This window comes from Bosea sp. 685, from assembly GCF_031884435.1.
GTDB lineage: Bacteria > Pseudomonadota > Alphaproteobacteria > Rhizobiales > Beijerinckiaceae > Allobosea.
In genome coordinates, this window is record NZ_CP134779.1 from 3,024,958 (window position 1) to 3,045,335 (window position 20,378).

The window sequence follows — 20,378 nt, forward strand, 5'->3', positions numbered from 1 at the left end:
CAGGCCGTCATCGGCTTCGCCGCTTGCAGGCGTTTTGCCCGCTCTGATTGCACAGGAATTAAGCGGCGTCCCCAAAGTCGATTGCCAGAGACGCTCATGAGCGTCAAGCAACGGCCCATATCCGGCACGCCTCTTTCCCGCCCTCGCATCACATGCAAGTTTCCGGGGGTGGTCAAGCCTGACCCGGAACCAGAGAACGGCCTTGCGATTCCATCCATGAAAAAGCTGTCCCCGCCTGACTTCGCGCGCCTGCGCGAGAAGACCCGCCTCGTCCTTGCAGGCCGCGATCCGGCCGATAGCTATGGTTTCGTCAATCCCGCGATCGTGCGCGGCTCGACGGTAATCTATCCCAATATGGAGGATTTCCTCGCCCGGAAGTCGCGCTACACCTACGGCACGCAGGGCAATCCGACGATCGATGCGCTGATCGCGGCGCTGAACACCATGGAAGGCGGCGCGGGCGTCGTCGTCTGCCCCTCAGGCCTGCTCGCCTGCACCTTACCGATGCTGGCGGTGCTCTCGGCCGGCGATCACCTTCTGGTGACGGACAGCGTCTACCGGCCGACGCGCAACTTCTGCGACAAGATGCTGCCGCGCCTGGGCATCGAGGTCAGCTATTACGATCCGGCCGTCGGCGGCGATATCGCAAAGCTGTTCAAGCCGAACACCAAGGCTGTCTGGACCGAGGCGCCGGGCTCGCAGACCTTCGAGATGCAGGACATTCCGGCCATCGTGGAAGCCGCGCATGCCCGCGACGTGCTGGTGCTGATGGACAACACCTGGGCGACGCCGCTGTTCTTCGACAGCCACAAATTCGGCGTCGACATCTCGGTACAGGCCGGCACGAAATATTATGCCGGACACTCCGACGTGCTGATCGGCACCGTCTCGGCGCGCACGCCCGAGCTCTACAAGCTGGTCCGGGACTGCTGGGAGACGCTCGGCGTCATCATCGCGCCCGAGGACGCCTTCCTGACGTTGCGCGGCATCCGCACCATGCATATTCGCTTGAAGGAGCAGATGCCGGCCGGCCTCGACATGGCGCAGTGGCTGAGCGAGCGCCCGGAAGTGGCGCGGGTGCTGCACCCAGCGCTGCCGAGCGATCCCGGCCACGCGCTCTGGAAGCGCGACTTCACCGGCGCCTCCTCGCTGTTCGCGATCGAGCTGAAGCCCGTGGCGATGAAGGCTGTCGGCGCCATGCTGGACGGCCTGACCCTGTTCGGCATGGGCGCGTCCTGGGGCGGCTATGAGAGCCTCGCCCTGCCCTTCGACTGCAAGCCCTATCGCACGGCGACGACGCCAAACTTCGCGGGGCCGACGATCCGCCTGCATATCGGGCTCGAAGACATCGAGGATCTGAAGGCCGATCTCGACGCCGGCTTTGCCCGGCTGCGCGCGGCGAGCTGAGGGCCTGGCTCCGAGACCGTCGCTCTAGAGCATTTCCGCGTTTCTCCGAATCGCGGAAATGCTCTATCTCCTTGTATTATTGCATTTTCTTCACGAGAACCGGCGTCCGCTTCGCTCGAAAATGCTCTGGGTATCTGTCTCGTCAGCCCTTGGCGGCAGCCTTGCGCGCGGCGCGGTTGCGGAAGATCAGCATGAGATTGCGCACATAGATCACCACCGCCAGCGCCTGGCCCATGATGATGATGGGTTCGCGTTTGACGATGCCGTAAACCAGCGTCATCGCGCCGCCGGCCATCGAAAAATACCAGAAGGAGAGCGGCATCACGGAGTTGCCCTCGCGCTCGCTGGCGAGCCATTGCACCAGGAAACGCGCCGTGAAGAGCAATTGCGCGATGATGCCGAAAGCGAGCCAGAAGTCGAACTTCAGCACGAAGACGTCGTAGATATAGTCGGATACGGCATGGCCGATCGAGATGATCATGATTGCGTGTCCGGCACGATCTGAGGAATGCGCTTGCGCCGGCGGATCAACCACCAGACGCCGGTGAGGTCGAGGATGCCGACCCAAAGCCGGTCGAAGAAACCGTAATTCGAGACGCCGGTGAGCCGGGGCCGGTCGCGGACCTCGACATGCACGATGCCATAGCCCTCACGCGCCATCAGAGCCGGCATGAAGCGGTGCAGCGCGTCGAAATAGGGCAAGGCGAGATAGGCCTCGCGGCGGAAGCATTTCAGGCCGCAGCCGGTGTCGCGCGTGCCGTCCTTGAGGATGCGCCCGCGCACGCCGTTGGCGATGCGTGATTGCAGCTTCTTGAAACCAGTGTCCTTGCGCCCGACGCGCTGCCCCTGCACGAGCCCGGCCTGTAGACCTGCCTGCTGCAGCGCCTCCAGCATGCGCGGCAGGAAAGCCGGGTCGTTCTGGCCATCGCCATCGAGCGTCGCCACAATGGCCGAGCGGGCATGGCGTACGCCGCTGCGCACGGCCGCGCTCTGACCGCAGGACTGGGCGTGAGTGACGACGCGCAGCCAGGGCCGGCTCACTATCAGCTCCGCCAGCGCCTGCGCGGTGCCATCGCTCGAGCCGTCATTGACGAAGATCACCTCGAAACCACCGATCGTGGCGCAGGCTGTCTCGATGTCGGCCAGCAAGGGGCCGACATTGCCGACCTCGTTGCGAACGGGGACGACGACGCTGAGAATCGGCGGTGGAACTGCGGGGCTGTCGGTCAACGGAACATCATCCGGGAAAACGGCGCGCAACCTGCGTCAAGCGAGGCTGCGGGGCAAGGAACATTCATCTGGCTCACGGGCGCACGAACACCGCGATCTCGAGCCTGCGGCCGCCATTGAGATTGAAACCGTTCAGCGTGGTCAGCAGCCGCGGCGCTAGGCCGGCCTGGGAGATCGCCGTCTGGAACTCAGGCGCGAAGCGCTTCTCGACGAAGGCGATGCGGCAGCCGGGCTGGCTCAGGAAGGAGGCCGCCGCCGCGCCATCGGGCGCCATGGCGAGATCGGTTCCGGTCAGGAAGACCAGGCTCGGCTCGCGGTAGCCCGCCGTGATGACTTTGGGATCGGTGCAGCCGGCCGTGGCGACGGCCTCGGCCAGGCGCGGCGACAATTTCAGCGAACGCAGGCTCTCGACCGCGAAACCATAGACGCCGGCGCCGAGCAGCAGGCTCGCCAGCACGCAGCGCCAAAGTGCGCCTTCGAGATCACCGCGCCGGAAAGCCGCGACCACGCGCCAGGCGACGAGCAGCATCAAGGCAAGCAGCGGCAGCGCCAGATAGGGCAAGGTCTGGTCGAGCGTCCAGTTGCCGTAGAGGATCACCCCGACCAGCGCGAGCGGGACCAGGAAGACCAGCGCGGCGGTCGCCACAGCACCGCGCCGGAAGCGGTCGATGCCGCCATTGACGAGCGCCAGCAGCAGCAGAGCTGTGATGGCCGGATAGAGCGGCAGGACATAATGCGGCAGCTTGGTCGGCACCGCCTCGAAGACGATCCAGGACGGGATGATCCAGGCCAGCAGGAACAAGATCTGCGGTTCGCGCCGGCGCACCCAGGCGAAGGGGATCGCCATCGCCGCGAATGCCGCCGCCGGCCAATAGGTGCCGAAGAAGATCAGCAGGTAGAGCCCAGGCGGCCCCCAATGCTTCTCCTGGCCCTCGGAGACCTTGCCGAGCATGTCCTGGCCGACGCTCTCAGCGAAGAAGGAGCCGCCCGTCTTCATCATAATGGCAATGAACCAGGGCAGCACGACAATGAGGCAGAGCAGCAGGCCCGGCCCGAAGCGCAGCGGCTTCAGCCAGCGAACGCCGCGTTCGCTCACACAAAGCACGATCATGGCGAGGCCCCAGACCATCGGCACGATCGGCCCCTTGATCAGCAAGGCGATCGCGGTGGCGCCCCAGAAGATGAGCCAGTTCCAGCGACTTGGCACGAAGGCGAGCGAGCGTGTCCAGTCGAGCCAGGTTCGCGCCAGCGCCCCCATGGTCGCGACCGCGCAGGCGGCCAGCACGGCATCGGTCTTGGCGATGCGCGCCTCGACGCCCAGCAGCACGCAAGCAGCCATCAAAGCGCCGCCGAGCAGCGCCAATGGCGGGCTGACGAAGGCGAGCAGTGCCCAATAGGTCAGGAGCACCGCCGCCACGGCGCCGACCAGCGAGGGCACGCGATAAAGCCAGATCTGGGTCCGAGCCTGGGGCACGCCCAGCGCCTCTCCGGCCGAGACCGCTGCGCTCTGCAGCCAGTAGATGCCGACGGGCTTCTTGTGGCGCGCCTCGGCCTGGAAGCGGATGTCGACGAAATCGCCGCTCTCCAGCATCTGCTTGGAGGCTTGTGCGAAGCGCGGTTCGTCGCGGTCGAGCGGCTGGAGCGTGCTGAAGCCCGGCAGGAAGGCGGCGAGTGCCAGCAGGAACAGCAGGGCACAGGCGCGCAGATGGCTCGCTGAAGCAAAGCTCGTGATGCGATCGATCGCAGGGGTCAGCGAAACCATGGTGATCCTTGCGACCGAGGTCGCGCTCGTGACGTGCCGGTGTGCCAGCCCCTCATTCCGAGCGAAAGCCCGTAGCGGAGCCGTGCCGGGATGGCGAGCCTTTCGGGCGCGATCAAGGCGGAGCCATGCCCCGAAAGCCATGACCGGCGCGGTTTACGCCGCCTGTCGCGGCGCTGCAAGCGTTGGCCACGGACACAAGGCCCGGCTCAGGCGCGCTTCAGGAACTCGGTCTTGAGCACGAGGCCCTTCACCTTCTCGGCATTGCACTCGATCTCGCCCGGATCATCCGTCAGGCGGATGTTCTTGACCAGCGTGCCGCGCTTCAGCGTGACGGAGGTTCCCTTGACCTTGAGATCCTTGATCAAGGTGACGGAATCGCCATCCTTCAGCACCGTGCCGTTGCTGTCCTTGACGTCGCTCATGGAATGTCCCGAAACCTGACACCTTGGCGCACTGAAGGCGCAGCGCTCTCGCGCAAGACGGATGAAGTGGCGAGCCCGGCTGGATTCGAACCAGCGACCAGCAGCTTAGAAGGCTGCTGCTCTATCCATCTGAGCTACGGGCCCGTGGGCTTAGGCGCAAGCGCCCTCGCCTATCTGGAAAGCTCGCGCGCCACGTTAAAGACGCGGCGCGTGTTGATTAGTGCGTCCACTGCCCGACGCGGCTGAACTTGAAATTATCGGCATAGGCCATCGAGCGGCGCTTGGCCTCATGGGGCTGCTCGACCCGGTAGGCGATGCCGTTGCGCGTGGCGTAGGCGACGGCTTCCGCCTCGGTATCGAACCAGAGCTTGAGCTGGCTCTTCATGTCGCCCGACGAGGTCCAGCCCATCAGCGGCTCGATTTCGCGCGGACGCTCCGGCTCATATTCCAGCAGCCAGCGATCGGTCTTGGCGGTGCCGGACTGCATCGCAGTGCGGGCGGGGCGGTAAATGCGTGCGGTCATGGTCTCGCTCGGCCGTCACCAGAATTGCCCAGGCCCGCCTGTGGCGAACCGTTTCGAAACGAGGAGGCTGGTCGGGGCACCAGGATTCGAACCTGGGACCCTCTGCTCCCAAAGCAGATGCGCTACCGGGCTGCGCTATACCCCGACTGAGCCATTCCTCGCGTCGCGGTTGGCTATCACGGCGCGGGCTTGCGCCGCAAGCGAAAGCCAAGAGTCAAAAACCAAGAATCGAAGGCCAAGAATCGAAAACCCAGAATCGAAAGCCTCGAATCAAGCGATGATCACATCAGCGCGCAAACCGCTCAGCGCTTGAACAAGACGTGCTCGACTTTGTCGCCGGGCTTGATGCCGAGCTTCTCGGCGACGCCGCCATTGATCTCCAGCACCGAGAGCACCGGCTCGCCCGAGGGAATCGTGCGGGTCGAGAGCGGCTCGGTGCGCTCCGCGATGCGCGAGATCGTGCCGTTGGCGCGGATGAAGAGCATGTCGAGCGGGATATAGGTGTTCTGCATCCACATCGCGACCGGCTCGGTGCGGGCGAAATCGAACAGCATGCCGCGATCCTCGGGCATATAGTTGCGATACATCAACCCCTTGGCGCGCTGGTCGGGCGTGCGCATGACCTCGACCTGGAAGACATGGCGGGTGCCGCCGCTGACGATGACGAGCTGCTCGAGCCCGGCGGCTGGGGCCGCGGCCTGCGCCAGAGCGGGAGACGGCCCGAACGCCAGGGCGCCCCAGGCAAGGCAAACGGTAATGAAAGACAAGGCGGCCCGCATGGCTTAGTGCTCCCCGGCTGCGGCAAACGACGCCCTCTCTCGACCCAGGAGATGGCGAATTTCCGACAGATACCGGCGATCGCCCGGAATTGGTCAAGTATTTCGTCACGCACAGCCTGTCGCCCCGCTTCCCTTCGTCGCGGCGTTGCGGCAGGGTCGCGCACCCAAACGGGAGAGTTCCATGATCGCTTTGCCCCTCCAACGGCTGACGAGCTACCGCCGTGCGGCTCTCGCCGCCGTCCTCATCGCGCTCGCGCAGCAGCCGGCCTGGGCCGCCGATTTCCAGATCGACGGGCTGAAGCTCGATTTCGGCGCCGTGGTGATCGCGGTGCCCAAGATCGACGTGAAGGGCTCGGCGCTGGAGCGCGAGGCCTTCGTCTCCCTGTTCAATGGCAGTACCGGCGAAAGCGCCGTCTCCCGGATGAGCAAGCTCAACGCCGCCGAAATCAGCGCGCCGGAGCTGACCATCGAGCAGTCCATCGGCCCGCAAAAGCAGGTCACGCGCTATCGCGATGTCCGCTTTTCCGATGTGAAGGACGGCAAGATCGCTCGCGGCACCGCAGCGAGCGGCACGATTACGGCGACGCTTCCCACCAGCGGACGCCCCGCGACGCCGCCGTCCGCTGGCGGCGCGCTCGGCGACGCGGCCAAGGCCATAGCCGGCGGCGCAAGCGCCGGCCCGACGTCCATCAGCGGCCAGTTGCTTCGCACCAGCTTCGAGGCGCTCGACCTGAAGCACATGGCGCGCGTGCTGACCGAGAAGGCGCAACCGGGCGTCACTGAAGCGATGCTGCCGGTATTCGGCCGCTTCGAGCAGGACGGCTACACGCTCGACATGGGCGCTGCCGGCAAGATGTCGCTCGGCAAGACGACGGGGCGCGGTTTTGCCGCCAGGGTCGGTGACGAGCCGCTCGGCGAGGTAATCACGCGGCTCATGGCCATGTCGGAGGCTCAGGCAAAAGCCGCCAAGGAACCCGGAGCCAAGCCGCCCTCGCTGAAGAGCGAGGAAGACCGGCGCATGGGCTTGTCGCTGCTCTCGCTCTACGACAATTTCTCCTATGGCAGCGGCGAGGCGCGCGACATGGCGATGACCATCGTCACGCCGGCGACGCCCAGCGCCAAATCCGAAACCGTCGATATGAAAATCGCGCGGATCGCCTTCGGCGAGGACGCGCCGGCCAAATCGGGTTTTGCCGTCGAGGGCCTGCAATTCGCCGCCGGCGGCGCCAAGGGCCAGATCGATTCGCTGAGCCATTCCGGCTTCGCGATCGGCTCCGTCCTCAGCGAATTGAAGGCGCTGCTCGCCAAGCCCGATGCCGAGTTCGACACGATCGATTTCCGCAAGTTCATCCCGACGATCGGGACGCTGCGCCTGGACGGGCTTTCGGTCGATGTGCCGCAACCGGGCAAGCCCGGGCAGCCCGCCTCGGCGCCCTTGAAGGTCGGGTTGAAGACCTTCGAGCTGAAGGCCGGCGAACAGCTCAACGGCGTTCCCACCAGCCTGGGCCTGACGATCGACAACCTGCTGGCCCCGGTCACGGAAGCCAGCGGCAATCCGGCCGCGCGCGACCTGATCGCCATGGGCTACCGCATGCTCGACGTCTCGGCCAAGATCGACCTCGCTTGGGAGGCGGCGCGCAACGAGCTCGCCATCCGCGCGATCTCGCTCGGCGGCGCCGGCATGGGCAAGCTCGAGGCCAAGGGCACGTTGGGCAATGTCACCAAGGATCTGTTCTCGAGCGATCTCGCCTTGGCTCAGGTCGCGGCGCTGGGCGCGACCGCGCGCCTGGTCGAGGCGAAGCTGCAGAATCAAGGCCTGTTCGAGAAGCTGCTCGACAATGAGGCGCGCAAGGCCAAGCGCAAGCCCGAGGATCTGCGCCGCGAATACGCCATGATGGCGAGCCTCGGCCTTGCCGCCATCCTGGGCCCGTCCGACGCCGCCAAGACGCTGACGGCGGCGGTCTCGCGCTTCGTCGCCAAGCCCGGGACGCTTACCGTCCAGGCCAGCGCGAAGTCCGGCAGCGGGCTCGGCCTCGCCGATGTGATCACGCTCACGGATCCGACCGAGATCTTCGACAAGATCGATCTCAAAGCCAATGCCGAGTGAACAAGAGCGTTTTCAAGCGAAGCGGACACCGATTCGCGTGAAGACAACGCGTTCAAACAAGGACCTGGAGCAATTGAACGATCCAATTGGATCGAAAACCGCTCCAGGCGGCATTCTGCCGCCGGAAGACGAGGATTGGCGGCCAGGCCCGCTCGCGGCCTGGTGGGCGGGGCTGGCCCCGGCGCTGCGCGGCGCCCTACGACGCTACGTCAACCCCGACAACCAGACGCGGCAGCATCTGGCGCGGCTGATCGCCCGGCGGCCCAGCCAGATCGCCGTCGGAGCCTATACCTATGGCCGGCCGAAGCTGCGCTTTCCCGAGAGCGGCGTTCGCCTGCGCATCGGCCGCTACGGCTCGATTGCCGATGGCGTCGAAATCATGCTCGGCGGCAATCACCGGCTCGATTGGGCGACGACCTACCCTTTCCCGGCCCTGCCACGGCTCTGGCCGGAAGCAGCCGGAATCACCGGCAGCGACACCTCGCGCGGCGACGTTATCATCGGGCACGATGTCTGGCTCGGCTCGCAATGCATGGTGATGTCGGGCGTCACGATCGGCCATGGCGCGGTGGTGGCGGCGCGCGCCGTGGTGACGCGCGACGTGCCGGCCTATGCCATCGTCGCCGGCAATCCGGCGCGGGTGGTCAGGATGCGCTTCGAGGCTGAGCAGATCGCGGCGCTCTTGGCGACGCGCTGGTGGGAGCTGCCCCGCGACCAGGTCGCCGACCTGCTACCGCTCCTGATGTCAGGGCAGGTCGAAGACCTCGTGGCCGAGATCAACCGCAGAGCAGGCGGCGCTTGAGCCCGAGCGCCGGGCTCTCGACGAAGTACCAGCTCGCCGCAGCCAGGAGCAGGGTCAGCAACAAAGAAGGCGCGAGCAAAGTCAGCGCGCCGGCCGCGGGAAACAGCGCATAGAAGACCTGCTGCACGGGCCAGCCATAGAGATAGACACCATAGGAGAAATCGGCCTCGGGAGTGCTGCGCCAAGCTGTCAGGGCCGGTGCCAGAGCCAGCACAATCACGCCCCAGGCCGTGACCGAGAACAGTGCGGCCTTGTAGAGCGGCGTCCTCGCCAGCAGCGCGACGAGGATGGCAAGACCGCAAAGCCCCCACACGGATAGCGGCACGCGCTCGCGCCAGAGATAGATCACGCCCCCGGTCACGAAGATCAGCGGCAAGCGCAGCCCGGTCTCCACACCCTTGGCGCCATTGGGGGCGATGATCTCGCGCAGGATGACGGCCGCCAGCAGCAGGGCCCAGAGGCAAAGCACCCATCTGCGCCGACACAACAATCCCACCAAGCCCGCGACAAGGACGCCGAGATAGCAGAGGCATTCATATTTCAGGGTCCAGACCGTCCCCATCGGAAAGGACAGCGGGTTCTGGTCGAAGACGCCTGGTAGCGCTGCCACGCTCTTGAAGGTGGTCAGCGTGCCCCAGATGAAACGCCAGAGCCGTCCATCCGCGAAATAGGACGCCCAATCGAGGCGGGTCATCATGCTTCCGATGACGAGTGAAACGAACAGGGTGGTCGCGACCAGGCCCGGCACGATCCTGAGCAGGCGAGCCAGCCCATAATCGCGCCAGCCGCGCTGCTCATAGCTCATCGTCACCAGGAAGCCCGAAATGGCGAAGAAGCCGTTGACCGCATGCTCGCCGAGCGTGAAGCCGGTGGCGTGCATGAGCGGCTCGTTATTGAGATCGCCCGTCACCACGCTGAAAGCGTGCGAGACCACCACTGCGAGCGCCAGGACGAGGCGCAGAATCCCGAAATTATTCGAGCCGCATGCCATCCCGTCGCCAACGCAACGAAAACGCGCGGACATCATGGCCTTGCCTCCAACCCTTGCCGCACGAGCGCGCTCGCTCCGCGTAGCCAGGCCAGCGCGCCAGCGACGGAACCGGCATGGGCGAACATCTTGTCTCGATTCAAGATCACCCCGTAGCCAATTGTTTTAAAGCCGTTTTCGATGATCTTGAGCAACCCTGGAACCTGCAGGCCGTATTTGCTGGCGACATAGCGTTCCGACCAGGCGAGGTGCCAGCGGGCCGTGAGGCGGCGCTGCGGCGAGGGTGCGCTGGAGCGGCCCCGACCATGCCGGGCTTCCGCCGCATCGACATGGACAAGGCTATGGCCAGCATCGCGCATCCGCCTGCAGAGGTCGTCATCCTCATAGAACAGGAAGATCGCCGGATCGAAGCCACCCAACGCCAGGAAGGCGTCACGGCGAATCAGGAGACAGGCGCCCGAAAGGAAGGGCAGACAGGCATCCCCCTCCGGGATCACGGCCTCACCTGGATGGTTGAAGTGCGGCGGCGACAGCAGCGAGCGGGGCTGTAGGAAGACCCGGCCGGAGGGTTCGACGATGCGCGGCGCGAGCATGCCGGCATCGGGATAGCGCTCCGCTGCCGCCAGTAGCGCCGCCACCGCGCCGCGCTGCAGTTCGAGATCGGGATTGACGATCAGCACATAAGGCGTCTCGGCCGCGTTCACACCGCGATTATTGGCGCGGCCATAGCCTTCGTTCAAGGCGTTGGCGAGCACCCGGGCGCCTTGCGCTTCCGCGATGGCGCGTGTCTCGTCCTGGCTGGCATTGTCGACCACGATCGCCGGCACGCCCTCGCTCGCCAGCGCCGTCAGGCAGGCAGGCAAAACATGGGCGCTGTCATAGGCGACCACGATGGCTGTGACGGCGTCTGCGAAAGCCTGCAACATGATGGCTGTTTGGCCGCAAGGCACGGCCGCAGGCAAGCGAAAATCAGCGCCGGGCCAGGAGCGCCAGCTCGCGCTGCACAGCAAGACGCTCCATCGCCTCGCAGCGGCGCGGTGCCTTGTAGGATTTCACCGCAAGGCTCGCCGAGGTCGAGAGGAAGCGCTGACGGTCTTCGCGCGCGACGCGCGCCAGCACGCCCTGGCGGTCCACCTTGAGCCCGCAATCATAGCCGCGCGAGACCTGGGCCGCCGCGTATTCGGGCGTTCCGGGCAAGGCAGCGATGGTGCTGGTGCAGGCGGTCAGAGCGAGCAGGGACAGCCCAGCAAGGCAGGGCTTGGCGCGGCATAACTTGGCGAAAGACATCGGGCAGCCGTCGATCAGAGCGCGTCGAAGCGCCCGGCCCGGATCCGCGCCATCCGCTCCTTGAGCGCGGCGCGTTCCTCGGGCGTGCAGGCCTGCGGACGGATGTCCTGGTTGATCGTCTCCGCCTCGGAGACGGTGACATAGGCCGAGCGCGCACTGGCAATCTGGTCTGGCGTCGCGCCGCGCTCACGCTCGGAGGCGATGAAACGCTCCAGCGTGCTGGCGCGCGGGCTTCCCGCCCGGCAGGCGATCGAGCGCGAGACGAGGCTGGCCAATTCCGCACCCCTCCCCGCGCCCGGATTGGCCGAACCCTGGACGCAAGCCCCCAGCGGCAGCGCAAGCAGACAGGCGAGCGCCAGCGGGCGCGCGACGACAGAGGCGGGCATCGTGGATCAACCGTTCTTTTCGGTGAGGTTCACGCGCAGATGCGCCTCGCGCAGCTGCTTGGGCGAGGCCTCGGACGGTGCACCCATCAGCAGATCGACAGCCTGCTGGTTCATCGGGAACAGCGCGACCTCGCGCAGATTCGTCGCGCCGGCCAAAAGCATGATGATGCGGTCGATGCCCGCCGCCATGCCGCCATGGGGCGGCGCGCCGTATTGGAAGGCGCGGTACATGCCGCCAAAACGCTCGATCACCGTCTCCTCGCCATAACCCGCGATCTCGAAGGCCTTCACCATCGCCTCGGGGCGATGGTTGCGGATGCCGCCCGAGGCCAGCTCATAGCCGTTGCAGGCGATGTCGTACTGGAAGGCCTTGATCGCCAGTGGATCGTCGTTCTCTAGGGATTCCAGCCCCCCTGGGGCATCGAGAACGGGTTGTGCGAGAAATCGACCTTCTTGTCGTCCTCGTTGTACTCGTACATCGGGAAATCGACGATCCAGGCGAAGGCAAACGCGTTCTCGTCGATCAGGCCGAGTTCGGATCCGACCTTGTTGCGGGCATTGCCTGCGAATTTGTAGAACTTGTCGGGGTTGCCGGCGGCGAAGAAGGCCGCGTCGCCATCCTTCAGGCCGAGCGCGACGCGGATCGCCTCGACCCGCTCGGGGCCGATGTTGTTGGCGATCGGGCCCGCGCCCGCGCCTTCACGCCACATGATATAGCCGAGGCCCGGCTGCCCTTCCCCTTGCGCCCAGGAGTTCATCCGGTCGCAGAAGGCCCTGGAGCCACCCGCGGGAGCGGGAATCGCCCAGACCTGGTTCTTCTCATCCTCGAGGATGCGCGCGAAGACCTTGAAGGCCGAGCCGCGGAAATGCGCGGAGACATCCTGCATCACGAGCGGGTTGCGCAAATCCGGCTTGTCGGAGCCATATTTGCTGATCGCTTCGGCGTAAGGAATGCGCGGCCAGTTCTTCGTCACCGACTTGCCGCCGCCGAACTCCTCGAAGACGCCGGCGATCACCGGCTCCATCGTGGCGAAGACGTCGTCCTGCTCGACGAAGCTCATCTCGACATCGAGCTGGTAGAACTCGCCCGGCAGACGGTCGGCGCGCGGGTCCTCGTCGCGGAAGCAGGGCGCGATCTGGAAATAACGGTCGAAGCCCGCCATCATCAGGAGCTGCTTGTACTGCTGCGGCGCCTGCGGCAGCGCGTAGAATTTACCGGGGTGCAGCCGGCTCGGCACCAGGAAGTCGCGCGCGCCCTCGGGCGAGGACGCCGTCAGGATCGGCGTCTGGAACTCGGAGAAGCCGGAGGTCTTCATCCGGTTGCGCAGCGAGTCGATCACCTTCGTCCGCAACATGATGTTGTTGTGGAGCTTTTCGCGGCGCAGATCGAGGAAGCGGTACTTCAGCCGGGTATCCTCGGGATATTCGAGATCGCCGAAGACCGGCAACGGCAATTCGCCGGAAGCGCCGAGAACCTCGATGCCTGTCGCGAAGACCTCGACGGCGCCGGTTGCAAGATTGGCGTTCTCGGTGCCCGTGAAGCGCGCCTTGACCTTGCCGTCGATGCGGACGACCCATTCCGAGCGCACCGCAGCAGCGTCGGCGAAGGCCGGCGAATCCGGATCGATGACCACCTGGGTCATGCCGTAATGGTCACGCAGATCGATGAACAGCACGCCGCCATGGTCGCGGATGCGGTGGCACCAGCCGGAGAGGCGGACCTGAGCTCCGATGTCGCTCTCGCGAAGGGCGCCGCAGGTGTGGGAACGGTAACGATGCAAGGTCACGGTACTGGTCTCTTCGGAGGTCAAGGCCGTCCGCCACAGGCGCGCGCACGGTTTCGGGGGTAAGCACACGCCGCGACGCGGATTGTCAAGAACGCCCGCGACATGGCGATACTCTGTCTGCTATGAGCCGACCTCATGAGCCTCATCACAACCACCCAGGATCTGGCCGACGCCTGCGCGCGCCTGGCTACGCATCCCTTCGTCACGGTCGACACCGAGTTCCTGCGGGAGACGACCTATTACCCCAAGCTCTGCCTGGTCCAGCTCGCCTCGCCAGACGAGGCCGTGCTGGTCGACCCACTCGCGCCCGGCATCGATCTCGCGCCCTTCCTGGCGCTGATGACTGACGAGGCCGTGGTCAAGGTCTTCCATGCGGCGCGGCAGGATCTCGAGATCGTCTGGATCATCGGCAAGCTGATCCCCAAGCCGCTCTTCGACACGCAGGTCGCCGCCATGGTCTGCGGCTATGGCGACTCGGTCGGCTACGAGCAGCTCGCCAATGACCTCGCCAAGGCGCGGATCGACAAATCCTCGCGCTTCACCGACTGGTCGCGCCGCCCGCTCAGCGACGCGCAACTGGTCTATGCGGAATCCGACGTCACCCATCTGCGCGACATCTATCTCGCGCTCGACGCCGACATCAAAGCCAGCGGCCGCGAGAGTTGGGTCGCCGAGGAAATGGCGGTGCTGAATTCGCCCGGCACTTACGAGGTCAAGCCGGAGAACGCCTGGCAGCGCCTGAAGGGCCGAATCCGCAAACCCAAGGAGCTGGCGCTGCTGATGGAGCTCGCCGCCTGGCGCGAGCGCGAGGCGCAGAGCCGCGACGTGCCGCGCCAGCGCGTGCTCAAGGACGATGCGCTGATGGACATCGTGCAGCGCGCGCCCGTCTCGGTCGAGGCGCTGGCGGAGCTGCGCTCGGTGCCCAACGGCTTCGAGCGCTCGCGCGCCGGTGGCGAGGTGCTGGCGGCGGTCGCGCGCGGACTTGCGCTCGATCCCAAGACCTTGCCCCGGCTGGAGCGGGAGCGTGGCCGCGCCACGAACGGCGCCGTGCTCGATCTGCTCAAGGTACTGCTCAAGGCGGTCGCGGATGCCGAGCGCGTGGCGCCGAAGATCATCGCCTCCTCCGACGATCTGGAAGCCATCTCCTTCGACGATGAGGCCGACGTGCCGGCGCTGAAGGGCTGGCGGCGCGAGGTCTTCGGCGAGAAGGCAATCGCGCTCAAGAACGGCAATCTGGGCCTCAGGATCGTGCGCGGCCGGGTTTCCGTCGCTTAGTGACCCATTTACTCCAGCCCTCATCCTGAGGAGCCGCGAAGCGGCGTCTCGAAGGATGCTCCAGATGGTTCGGGAGCCTCCTGGAGCATCCTTCGAAACGCGGGCTACGCCCGCTCCTCAGGATGAGGGCTCGGAAGGGTGTCCAAACAGCCTCTTGGATCCCTGTGATCCGAACCTGGAACACCGCGTCAGCCGAGGCTGATCTCGTATTCGCGGCCGAGCAGCTTGGCGAGTTGCTTCAATCGGCCCGTCACGCGCTCGCTCGACAAGGCATGGAGTTCGCCGGAGAGGCGCAGGACGAGCCGGCTGTCGATACAGGCCAGCGTCGCGCGCGGCAGGATGCCAGGCATCCCGGCCGAGAGCAGATAGGCGACGCGGAAGGCGCTGGCGAGAAGCTGCGAGCGCTCCAGCAGGCGCGGCGTCAGCAACTGCCTCAAGCCGGCGGCAGCGGGAGAATCGCTCTTTGCGCCGGCATAGCGATGGAAAACCGTCAGGGCCAGGAAAGCACGGCCCGGGTGATCGACGCCGCTGAAAGCAGCATGCGCGATCACGTTGAGGCTCTGCTCGCCGCGATAATCGGGATGGGCGCGCCAGCCGATATCGGAGAGCAGGCAGGCCGCGTCCTGCAGGCGGCCGCCGGCAGGGTCGTTCGGCAAGCCCGCGCTGGCAACGAGGCGCCGCACCCACTCGATCAGATCGGCGGCATGGCGCGGTTCGCGGGCGCGCAGCTGGTTGTAGTCCTGGGCGCCGCGCAGCAGCGGATCGACCCGGCGCTCATCCTCCGGGAGCATGTCGTATAGCAGGCCCTCGCGCACACCGCTCGCCGAGATCACCACCGCGCGCGGACGGCCGCGCTTGATCAGCAGGTCGAGCACCAGCGCGCCATAGGCCAGGAGCGGCCGGCGCGCGGAGGAGACAGCGTCGATCGCTTCCAGGACAGAAGCGTCGGCGCGCTCGACCAGCCGGGCGAAATCGGCAACGTCCCGGGCCGGCACGGTGTAGCCATGCATGACACTGAGCGGGTAGCCGGACTGGCGCTGATGCAGGGTCGCGAGCGCCCGCCAGGTACCACCGACGGCGAAAAAGTCCTTGCCGCGCATCGCTGCCAATTGCGGGTGATGGTCGAGCTGTTCGCGAACGATCTTCTCGGCCAGCTTGATCTGGCCCTTCGCCTGGTCCATCAGCGCGAGGCCACCAATCGGCAGGCTGATGCCCGGTCCGACGCGATCGCCGTCGACCCCGACAAGCTCCAGCGAGCCGCCACCGAGATCGCCGGCGACGCCATGCGGCTCGGAAAAGCCGGAAATCACGCCAAGCCCCGAGAGATAGGCCTCGCGACTGCCGGAGATCAGTTCGATCGGCTGGCCGATCGCCTGCTCCGCCCTGGCGAGGAAGGCCGGACCATTGGCGGCTTCGCGCGCGGCGGCGGTCGCGATGACGCGGATCTCGCCGACCTGCATCGCCTCACAGAGAACGCGGAAGCGCAGCAGCGCCTCGAGCGCGCGATCCATCGCGTCCGTGGCGAGCCGGCCGGTGGTGGCGACCTGCCGGCCGAGCCCCGCCATCTCCTTCTCGTTGAAGACCTGGGCGGGCGAGCGCGCCAGCATCTCATAGACGACGAGGCGGACCGAATTCGAACCGATGTCGATGATGGCGATCGTCTCGCCAAGGCTCAACCGCCCCGCAACGAAGCCCATGCCGGTCATCTCAGCTTTTCTTGGCCGCCCGCTTGGGGAGGCTTCTGGGGCTGGAGTTGGAGAGGGATTTTCCACGTCCGGACAGGCTCGGATTCGTCATGAAATATTTATGGGCGTTGAACGACTCGTCGCCCGGGGCCGGGACAATGCGTTGCGAACCGCCATCGGGCAAGATCGTCCAGCTCTGTTCATTGTCGAGGAAATTGGCCTGCATGATCTGCTCGAGCAGTTGCTGGTGGACCGTCGCGTTCAGAATCGGGGTCAGCGCCTCGACGCGACGGTCGAGATTGCGCGGCATCAGATCGGCCGAGGAGATGTAGAGCTTGGCCTTGGCCGAAGGCAGGCCGTGGCCTGCCCCGAAAGCGTAGATCCGGGTGTGCTCCAGGAAGCGGCCGACGATCGACTTGACGCGGATGTTCTCGGAGAGGCCGGGAATGCCGGGCCTCAGGCAGCAGATGCCGCGTACGACGAAGTCGATCTCGACCCCCGCCTGGCTGGCATCGTAGAGCGCGTCGATGATCTCGGGATCGACCAGCGAATTGCACTTACCCCAGATCGCGCCCTTGCGGCCGGCCTTCACATGCGCGACCTCCTCGGCGATGTCGGAGAGCAGGCGCTGCTTCAGCCCCACCGGCGACACCGACATCTTCTCCAGCTCGGCCGGCTCGGCATAGCCGGTGATGAAGTTGAAGATGCGCGCGACATCCTGCGACATCACCGGGTCGGCGGTGAAGAAGGATACGTCGGTGTAGATGCGCGCCGTGATCGGGTGGTAGTTGCCGGTCGCGATATGGCAATAGGTCACGAGCTGGCCGGCCTCGCGGCGCACCACCATCGACAGCTTGGCGTGGGTCTTGAGCTCGATGAAGCCGTAAACGACCTGGACGCCGGCGCGCTCCAGATCCTTGGCCCAACGGATATTGGCCTCCTCATCGAAGCGCGCCTTGAGCTCGACCAGGGCGGTCACCGACTTGCCGGCCTCCGCCGCTTCGGCCAGAGCATGCACGATCGGCGAGTTCGACGAGGTGCGATAGAGCGTCTGCTTGATCGCGACGACGCTGGGATCGCGTGCCGCCTGCTGCAGGAACTGAACGACGACGTCGAAGCTCTCATAGGGGTGGTGGACGATCAGGTCCTTCTGGCGGATCGCGGCGAAGCAGTCGCCGGCATGCTCGCGGATGCGCTCGGGGAAGCGGGCATTGTAGGGCTTGAACTTGAGGTCGGGGCGGTCGACGCCGACGAGCTGCGAGAGCTCGTTGAGGCCGATCATGCCGGCGACATCGACGATCTCGTCGGCGTCGACCTTGAGCTCGCGCACGATCAGCTTGCGCAGATGCGCCGGCATGCCGGTCGAGACCTCGAGCCGGATGACGACGCCGCGCCGACGCAGCTTCAGCATCGTCTCGAAGACGCGCACCAGATCCTCGGCCTCTTCCTCGATGTCGAGATCGGTGTCGCGGATGACGCGGAACGAGCCGGTGCCCTTGACGTCATAGCCCGGGAAGAGCTTGCCGATGAAGAGCGAGACCGCGTCCTCCAGCGTGATGAAGCGATGCAGGCCTTCGCGCCCCAGATCCGGCAATTCGATGAAGCGGTCCATCTTGATCGGCACGCGGATCAGCGCGTCGAGCTGGCGCCCGTCGCTGATCCTCTCCAGCGCCAGCGCCAGCGTGAAGCCGAGATTGGGGATGAAGGGGAACGGATGCGCCGGGTCGATCGCCAGCGGCGTCAGCACCGGGAAGATGTAGTGGAGGAAGTAATCCTCCAGCCAGACCCGCTCCTGCTTGCCGACTTCGCTTGGGCCAAGCAGGTGAATCTTGTTCTCGTGCAGGTCGCGCTTCAACTCGATCCAGCGCGCCTGCTGGTCGTCCGTCAGAGCCGAGACCGCCTTGCCCAGTTCGGCAAGCTGCTCGGCCGGCGTCAGTCCGTCCTGGCTCTTCGTGACCACGCCGGCCTTGAGCTGTTCGCGCAGGCCCGAGACGCGGACCATGAAAAATTCATCGAGATTGGCGGCTGAGATCGAGAGGAAGCGCAGCTGCTCCAGCAGGGGGTGATTGCGGTTCGAGGCCTCTTCCATGACGCGGCGGTTGAACTGCAGCCAGGACAGCTCGCGGTTTATGAAGCGGGCGGGCAATTGCCGCAGCGGGGTATCGGCGCCGTAGGCGTCAATGGCGGGGATGTCGAGATCCATGATTTCTGCCGTTTGCGCGTTCATCTGCTTCGCTTTTGCCCCTGCCGCCGCGTGTCGCATCAATTTCGCCGCGTCAGTTCCGCCGCTTCGATCCCGTCCGCTCTTGAAGCCATCCTAGCGTGACGCTTCGATGACATTCGATCCCGGCCTTCATGTCCATCGCACCTGCCGGATCACAGTTCAGGACGCGGCCCGCTCCTTGACCAGCCCGTCCACGAACAGATCCAGCACTTTGGCCATGGTTCCGTCGATGTCCGCATCGGCGACCTGCCAACTCGGGAAATGGCCATCGACCAGCATGCGCGCGAGACCATACACCAACGCACGCGCCGCGATCTGGATCAGGTGCCGGTCGTTGCAACGCAGAAGCCCGCGTTGCGCCGCCTCCAGCAACAGGGCTTCGATCTGAGCCTGGATTTCGGCGTTCTCGCGGCCCAGCGACGGCGATCCGTCGAAATCGATCGAGCGCCGTGACGAGATGATTTCGAAATGGGTCGGATTGCGTCTGGCCCAATCGAGATAAGCCCGCCCGATAGCGCGTATGCGCAGCATCGGATCATCATCCACCTCCTGCGCCAGTGCCAGCGCGATTTCGGCCCTGAAGCGCCGCATCGCCTCCTCGGCCACCGCCGTCATCAGTGTCATCTTGTCCGGGAAGTGGCGGAACGGAGCTGCTGGTGAGACCCCGGCCAATCGCGCCGCCGCCCGGACACTCACCGCCGAGAGCCCCCCCTCCTCAGCCAGCTTGAGCGCCTGCTCGACGAGCTCCTCGCGCAAATTGCCGTGATGATAGGCCGAACCGCCCTCACCCGCCTCGCGGTCTCCGGTTCGAGTCGGTTTCACGGTGCTCATGGGTGGAAGCTAGTGCACGTTCCGGCACAGGAGGAAACCCGCCAGCGAAGGAGGAAACCCGTTCCGAAACTAGGAGAAGCGCCTTCGCATCACGATCATGTAATCATCGATTACATTTGTTGCCTAGAGCGAGCGCTGATGCAATCGTCGCTCGATAGCGGCGCACGCCCCTCACGAAACGGCATCGACATGACAACCGCGCGGAACGAGCCGAAGCCATCATATCCGGCAGGCCTGCTGGAAGGCTGGTCACTGCTTGGGCTGCTCGCATCAGGGCTCGTTTTGGGCGTGCTTGCCGCGTTTGCAACCTCGTCCAGCGGAAGCGACGGCATCCGGCTGGTCATCCGCATCACGGCGCGGACATCTCTGGTATTGTTCTGCCTCGCTTTCACGGCCTCGGCTCTGTTCCAGGCCTGTCCCGGCATCTGGACGCGCTGGCAAAGGCGGAACCGGCGCTATCTCGGACTGTCCTTCGCCCTGTCCCATGGCCTGCACGGACTTGCCATCATCGCCTTGGCCAGCACGGCCCCGGCCCTGTTCAAGCAGCTCAGCAACACCGGTACACTCATCTCAGGCGGCCTCGCCTATCTTTTCATCCTCGCCATGGCCGCAACATCGTTCGACAAAACCGCGGCCATGGTCGGCCCGCAAGCCTGGCGCTGGCTCCATCTGTGCGGGGCTTATTACATCTGGCTCAGCTTCATGGTAACCTTCGGCAAGCGCGCGGTCATGGACCCGTTCTACTGGCCTTTCATCACGGTTCTGATCGCGGCCCTGGCTCTCCGGCTTTGCTTGCGCAGGAAGCCGCTGAACGCCGCGACGGCGACGGCTGGATCATAATACCGCACTTGCGCGAGATGCCGCACTTGCGCGAGCCTTGCCG

General features: G+C 65.6%; 18 protein-coding genes, 2 tRNA genes and 1 pseudogene. 5 read left to right on the forward strand and 16 right to left on the reverse strand.

The genetic code is table 11. The features are described from left to right. The first annotated feature begins 216 nt into the window (after positions 1-216). A complete protein-coding gene (gene metC / locus RMR04_RS15655; RefSeq protein ID WP_311915520.1) occupies positions 217-1,407 on the forward strand; it encodes a cystathionine beta-lyase in 1,191 nt (396 codons plus the stop codon). A gap of 142 nt (positions 1,408-1,549) precedes the next feature. On the opposite strand, the gene RMR04_RS15660 is transcribed toward metC, so the two are convergent. From RMR04_RS15660 to RMR04_RS15695, 8 genes are all read right to left on the reverse strand, one after another. Next, entirely contained in the window at positions 1,550-1,888 is a 339-nt protein-coding gene (locus tag RMR04_RS15660) for a lipid-A-disaccharide synthase N-terminal domain-containing protein (protein WP_311915521.1), read from the reverse strand. Next, positions 1,885-2,637: a glycosyltransferase family 2 protein gene (locus tag RMR04_RS15665; RefSeq protein ID WP_311915522.1), complete on the reverse strand. Its 753-nt coding sequence runs from the start codon at positions 2,635-2,637 to the stop codon at positions 1,885-1,887. Before RMR04_RS15665 ends, RMR04_RS15660 begins: the two co-directional genes overlap by 4 nt. A 73-nt stretch (positions 2,638-2,710) precedes the next feature. Beyond that, positions 2,711-4,399: an ArnT family glycosyltransferase gene (locus RMR04_RS15670; RefSeq protein WP_311915523.1), complete on the reverse strand. Its 1,689-nt coding sequence runs from the start codon at positions 4,397-4,399 to the stop codon at positions 2,711-2,713. Positions 4,400-4,605: 206 nt separating this feature from the next. Further along, positions 4,606-4,821 carry an alkylphosphonate utilization protein gene (locus RMR04_RS15675; RefSeq protein WP_069691336.1) on the reverse strand — a complete coding sequence of 72 codons (216 nt, stop codon included), beginning with the start codon at positions 4,819-4,821 and terminating at the stop codon, positions 4,606-4,608. 67 nt (positions 4,822-4,888) lie between these two features. Then, a tRNA-Arg gene (locus RMR04_RS15680) sits at positions 4,889-4,965 on the reverse strand. 73 nt (positions 4,966-5,038) lie between these two features. Further along, complete coding sequence (locus tag RMR04_RS15685; RefSeq protein ID WP_103720561.1) at positions 5,039-5,344, reverse strand: ETC complex I subunit; 306 nt, start codon at positions 5,342-5,344, stop codon at positions 5,039-5,041. Positions 5,345-5,412: 68 nt separating this feature from the next. Continuing rightward, a tRNA-Pro gene (locus RMR04_RS15690) sits at positions 5,413-5,489 on the reverse strand. 157 nt (positions 5,490-5,646) lie between these two features. Continuing rightward, positions 5,647-6,123: a DUF192 domain-containing protein gene (locus tag RMR04_RS15695; protein ID WP_311915525.1), complete on the reverse strand. Its 477-nt coding sequence runs from the start codon at positions 6,121-6,123 to the stop codon at positions 5,647-5,649. A gap of 181 nt (positions 6,124-6,304) precedes the next feature. Here RMR04_RS15695 and RMR04_RS15700 point away from each other — a divergent pair, with 181 nt between their 5' ends. Together RMR04_RS15700 and RMR04_RS15705 are read left to right on the forward strand one after the other, a co-directional pair. Next, positions 6,305-8,230, forward strand: coding sequence for a hypothetical protein (locus RMR04_RS15700; RefSeq protein WP_311915526.1), 1,926 nt, complete (start codon positions 6,305-6,307; stop codon positions 8,228-8,230). A 184-nt stretch (positions 8,231-8,414) separates the two neighbouring features. Next, positions 8,415-9,032 carry a CatB-related O-acetyltransferase gene (locus RMR04_RS15705; protein WP_311915856.1) on the forward strand — a complete coding sequence of 206 codons (618 nt, stop codon included), beginning with the start codon at positions 8,415-8,417 and terminating at the stop codon, positions 9,030-9,032. Here RMR04_RS15705 and RMR04_RS15710 read toward each other — a convergent pair. The 5 genes and pseudogenes from RMR04_RS15710 to aspS form a co-directional block, all read right to left on the reverse strand. Next, on the reverse strand, positions 9,007-10,023 hold the full coding sequence (locus RMR04_RS15710; protein WP_311915527.1) for an acyltransferase family protein: 1,017 nt from the start codon (positions 10,021-10,023) through the stop codon (positions 9,007-9,009). The genes RMR04_RS15705 and RMR04_RS15710 overlap by 26 nt on opposite strands. Positions 10,024-10,055: 32 nt before the next feature. After that, complete coding sequence (locus RMR04_RS15715) at positions 10,056-10,946, reverse strand: glycosyltransferase family 2 protein (protein WP_311915528.1); 891 nt, start codon at positions 10,944-10,946, stop codon at positions 10,056-10,058. Positions 10,947-10,989: 43 nt separating this feature from the next. After that, the gene (locus RMR04_RS15720; protein ID WP_311915529.1) at positions 10,990-11,307 is read right to left on the reverse strand and encodes a hypothetical protein; all 318 of its coding nucleotides are present in this window, start codon (positions 11,305-11,307) and stop codon (positions 10,990-10,992) included. A gap of 14 nt (positions 11,308-11,321) precedes the next feature. Beyond that, a complete protein-coding gene (locus RMR04_RS15725; RefSeq protein WP_311915530.1) occupies positions 11,322-11,693 on the reverse strand; it encodes a hypothetical protein in 372 nt (123 codons plus the stop codon). 6 nt (positions 11,694-11,699) lie between these two features. Then, positions 11,700-13,474: pseudogene (gene aspS, locus RMR04_RS15730) on the reverse strand (aspartate--tRNA ligase). A 141-nt stretch (positions 13,475-13,615) separates the two neighbouring features. Here aspS and rnd point away from each other — a divergent pair. Beyond that, a complete protein-coding gene (rnd, locus tag RMR04_RS15735; protein WP_311915531.1) occupies positions 13,616-14,755 on the forward strand; it encodes a ribonuclease D in 1,140 nt (379 codons plus the stop codon). A gap of 188 nt (positions 14,756-14,943) precedes the next feature. Here the strand turns inward: rnd and ppx are convergent, their stop codons facing one another. The 3 genes from ppx to RMR04_RS15750 form a co-directional block, all read right to left on the reverse strand. Then, entirely contained in the window at positions 14,944-16,461 is a 1,518-nt protein-coding gene (ppx, locus tag RMR04_RS15740) for an exopolyphosphatase (RefSeq protein WP_311915532.1), read from the reverse strand. A 1-nt stretch (position 16,462) separates the two neighbouring features. Further along, positions 16,463-18,667: an RNA degradosome polyphosphate kinase gene (locus RMR04_RS15745; RefSeq protein ID WP_311915533.1), complete on the reverse strand. Its 2,205-nt coding sequence runs from the start codon at positions 18,665-18,667 to the stop codon at positions 16,463-16,465. Between the two features lie 156 nt (positions 18,668-18,823). Then, positions 18,824-19,495 (reverse strand): TetR/AcrR family transcriptional regulator, encoded by a 672-nt coding sequence (locus RMR04_RS15750; RefSeq protein ID WP_311915534.1) that lies wholly within the window; start codon positions 19,493-19,495, stop codon positions 18,824-18,826. Between the two features lie 189 nt (positions 19,496-19,684). Here RMR04_RS15750 and RMR04_RS15755 point away from each other — a divergent pair, with 189 nt between their 5' ends. Beyond that, a complete protein-coding gene (locus tag RMR04_RS15755; protein WP_311915535.1) occupies positions 19,685-20,335 on the forward strand; it encodes a hypothetical protein in 651 nt (216 codons plus the stop codon). Positions 20,336-20,378: the final 43 nt, after the last annotated feature.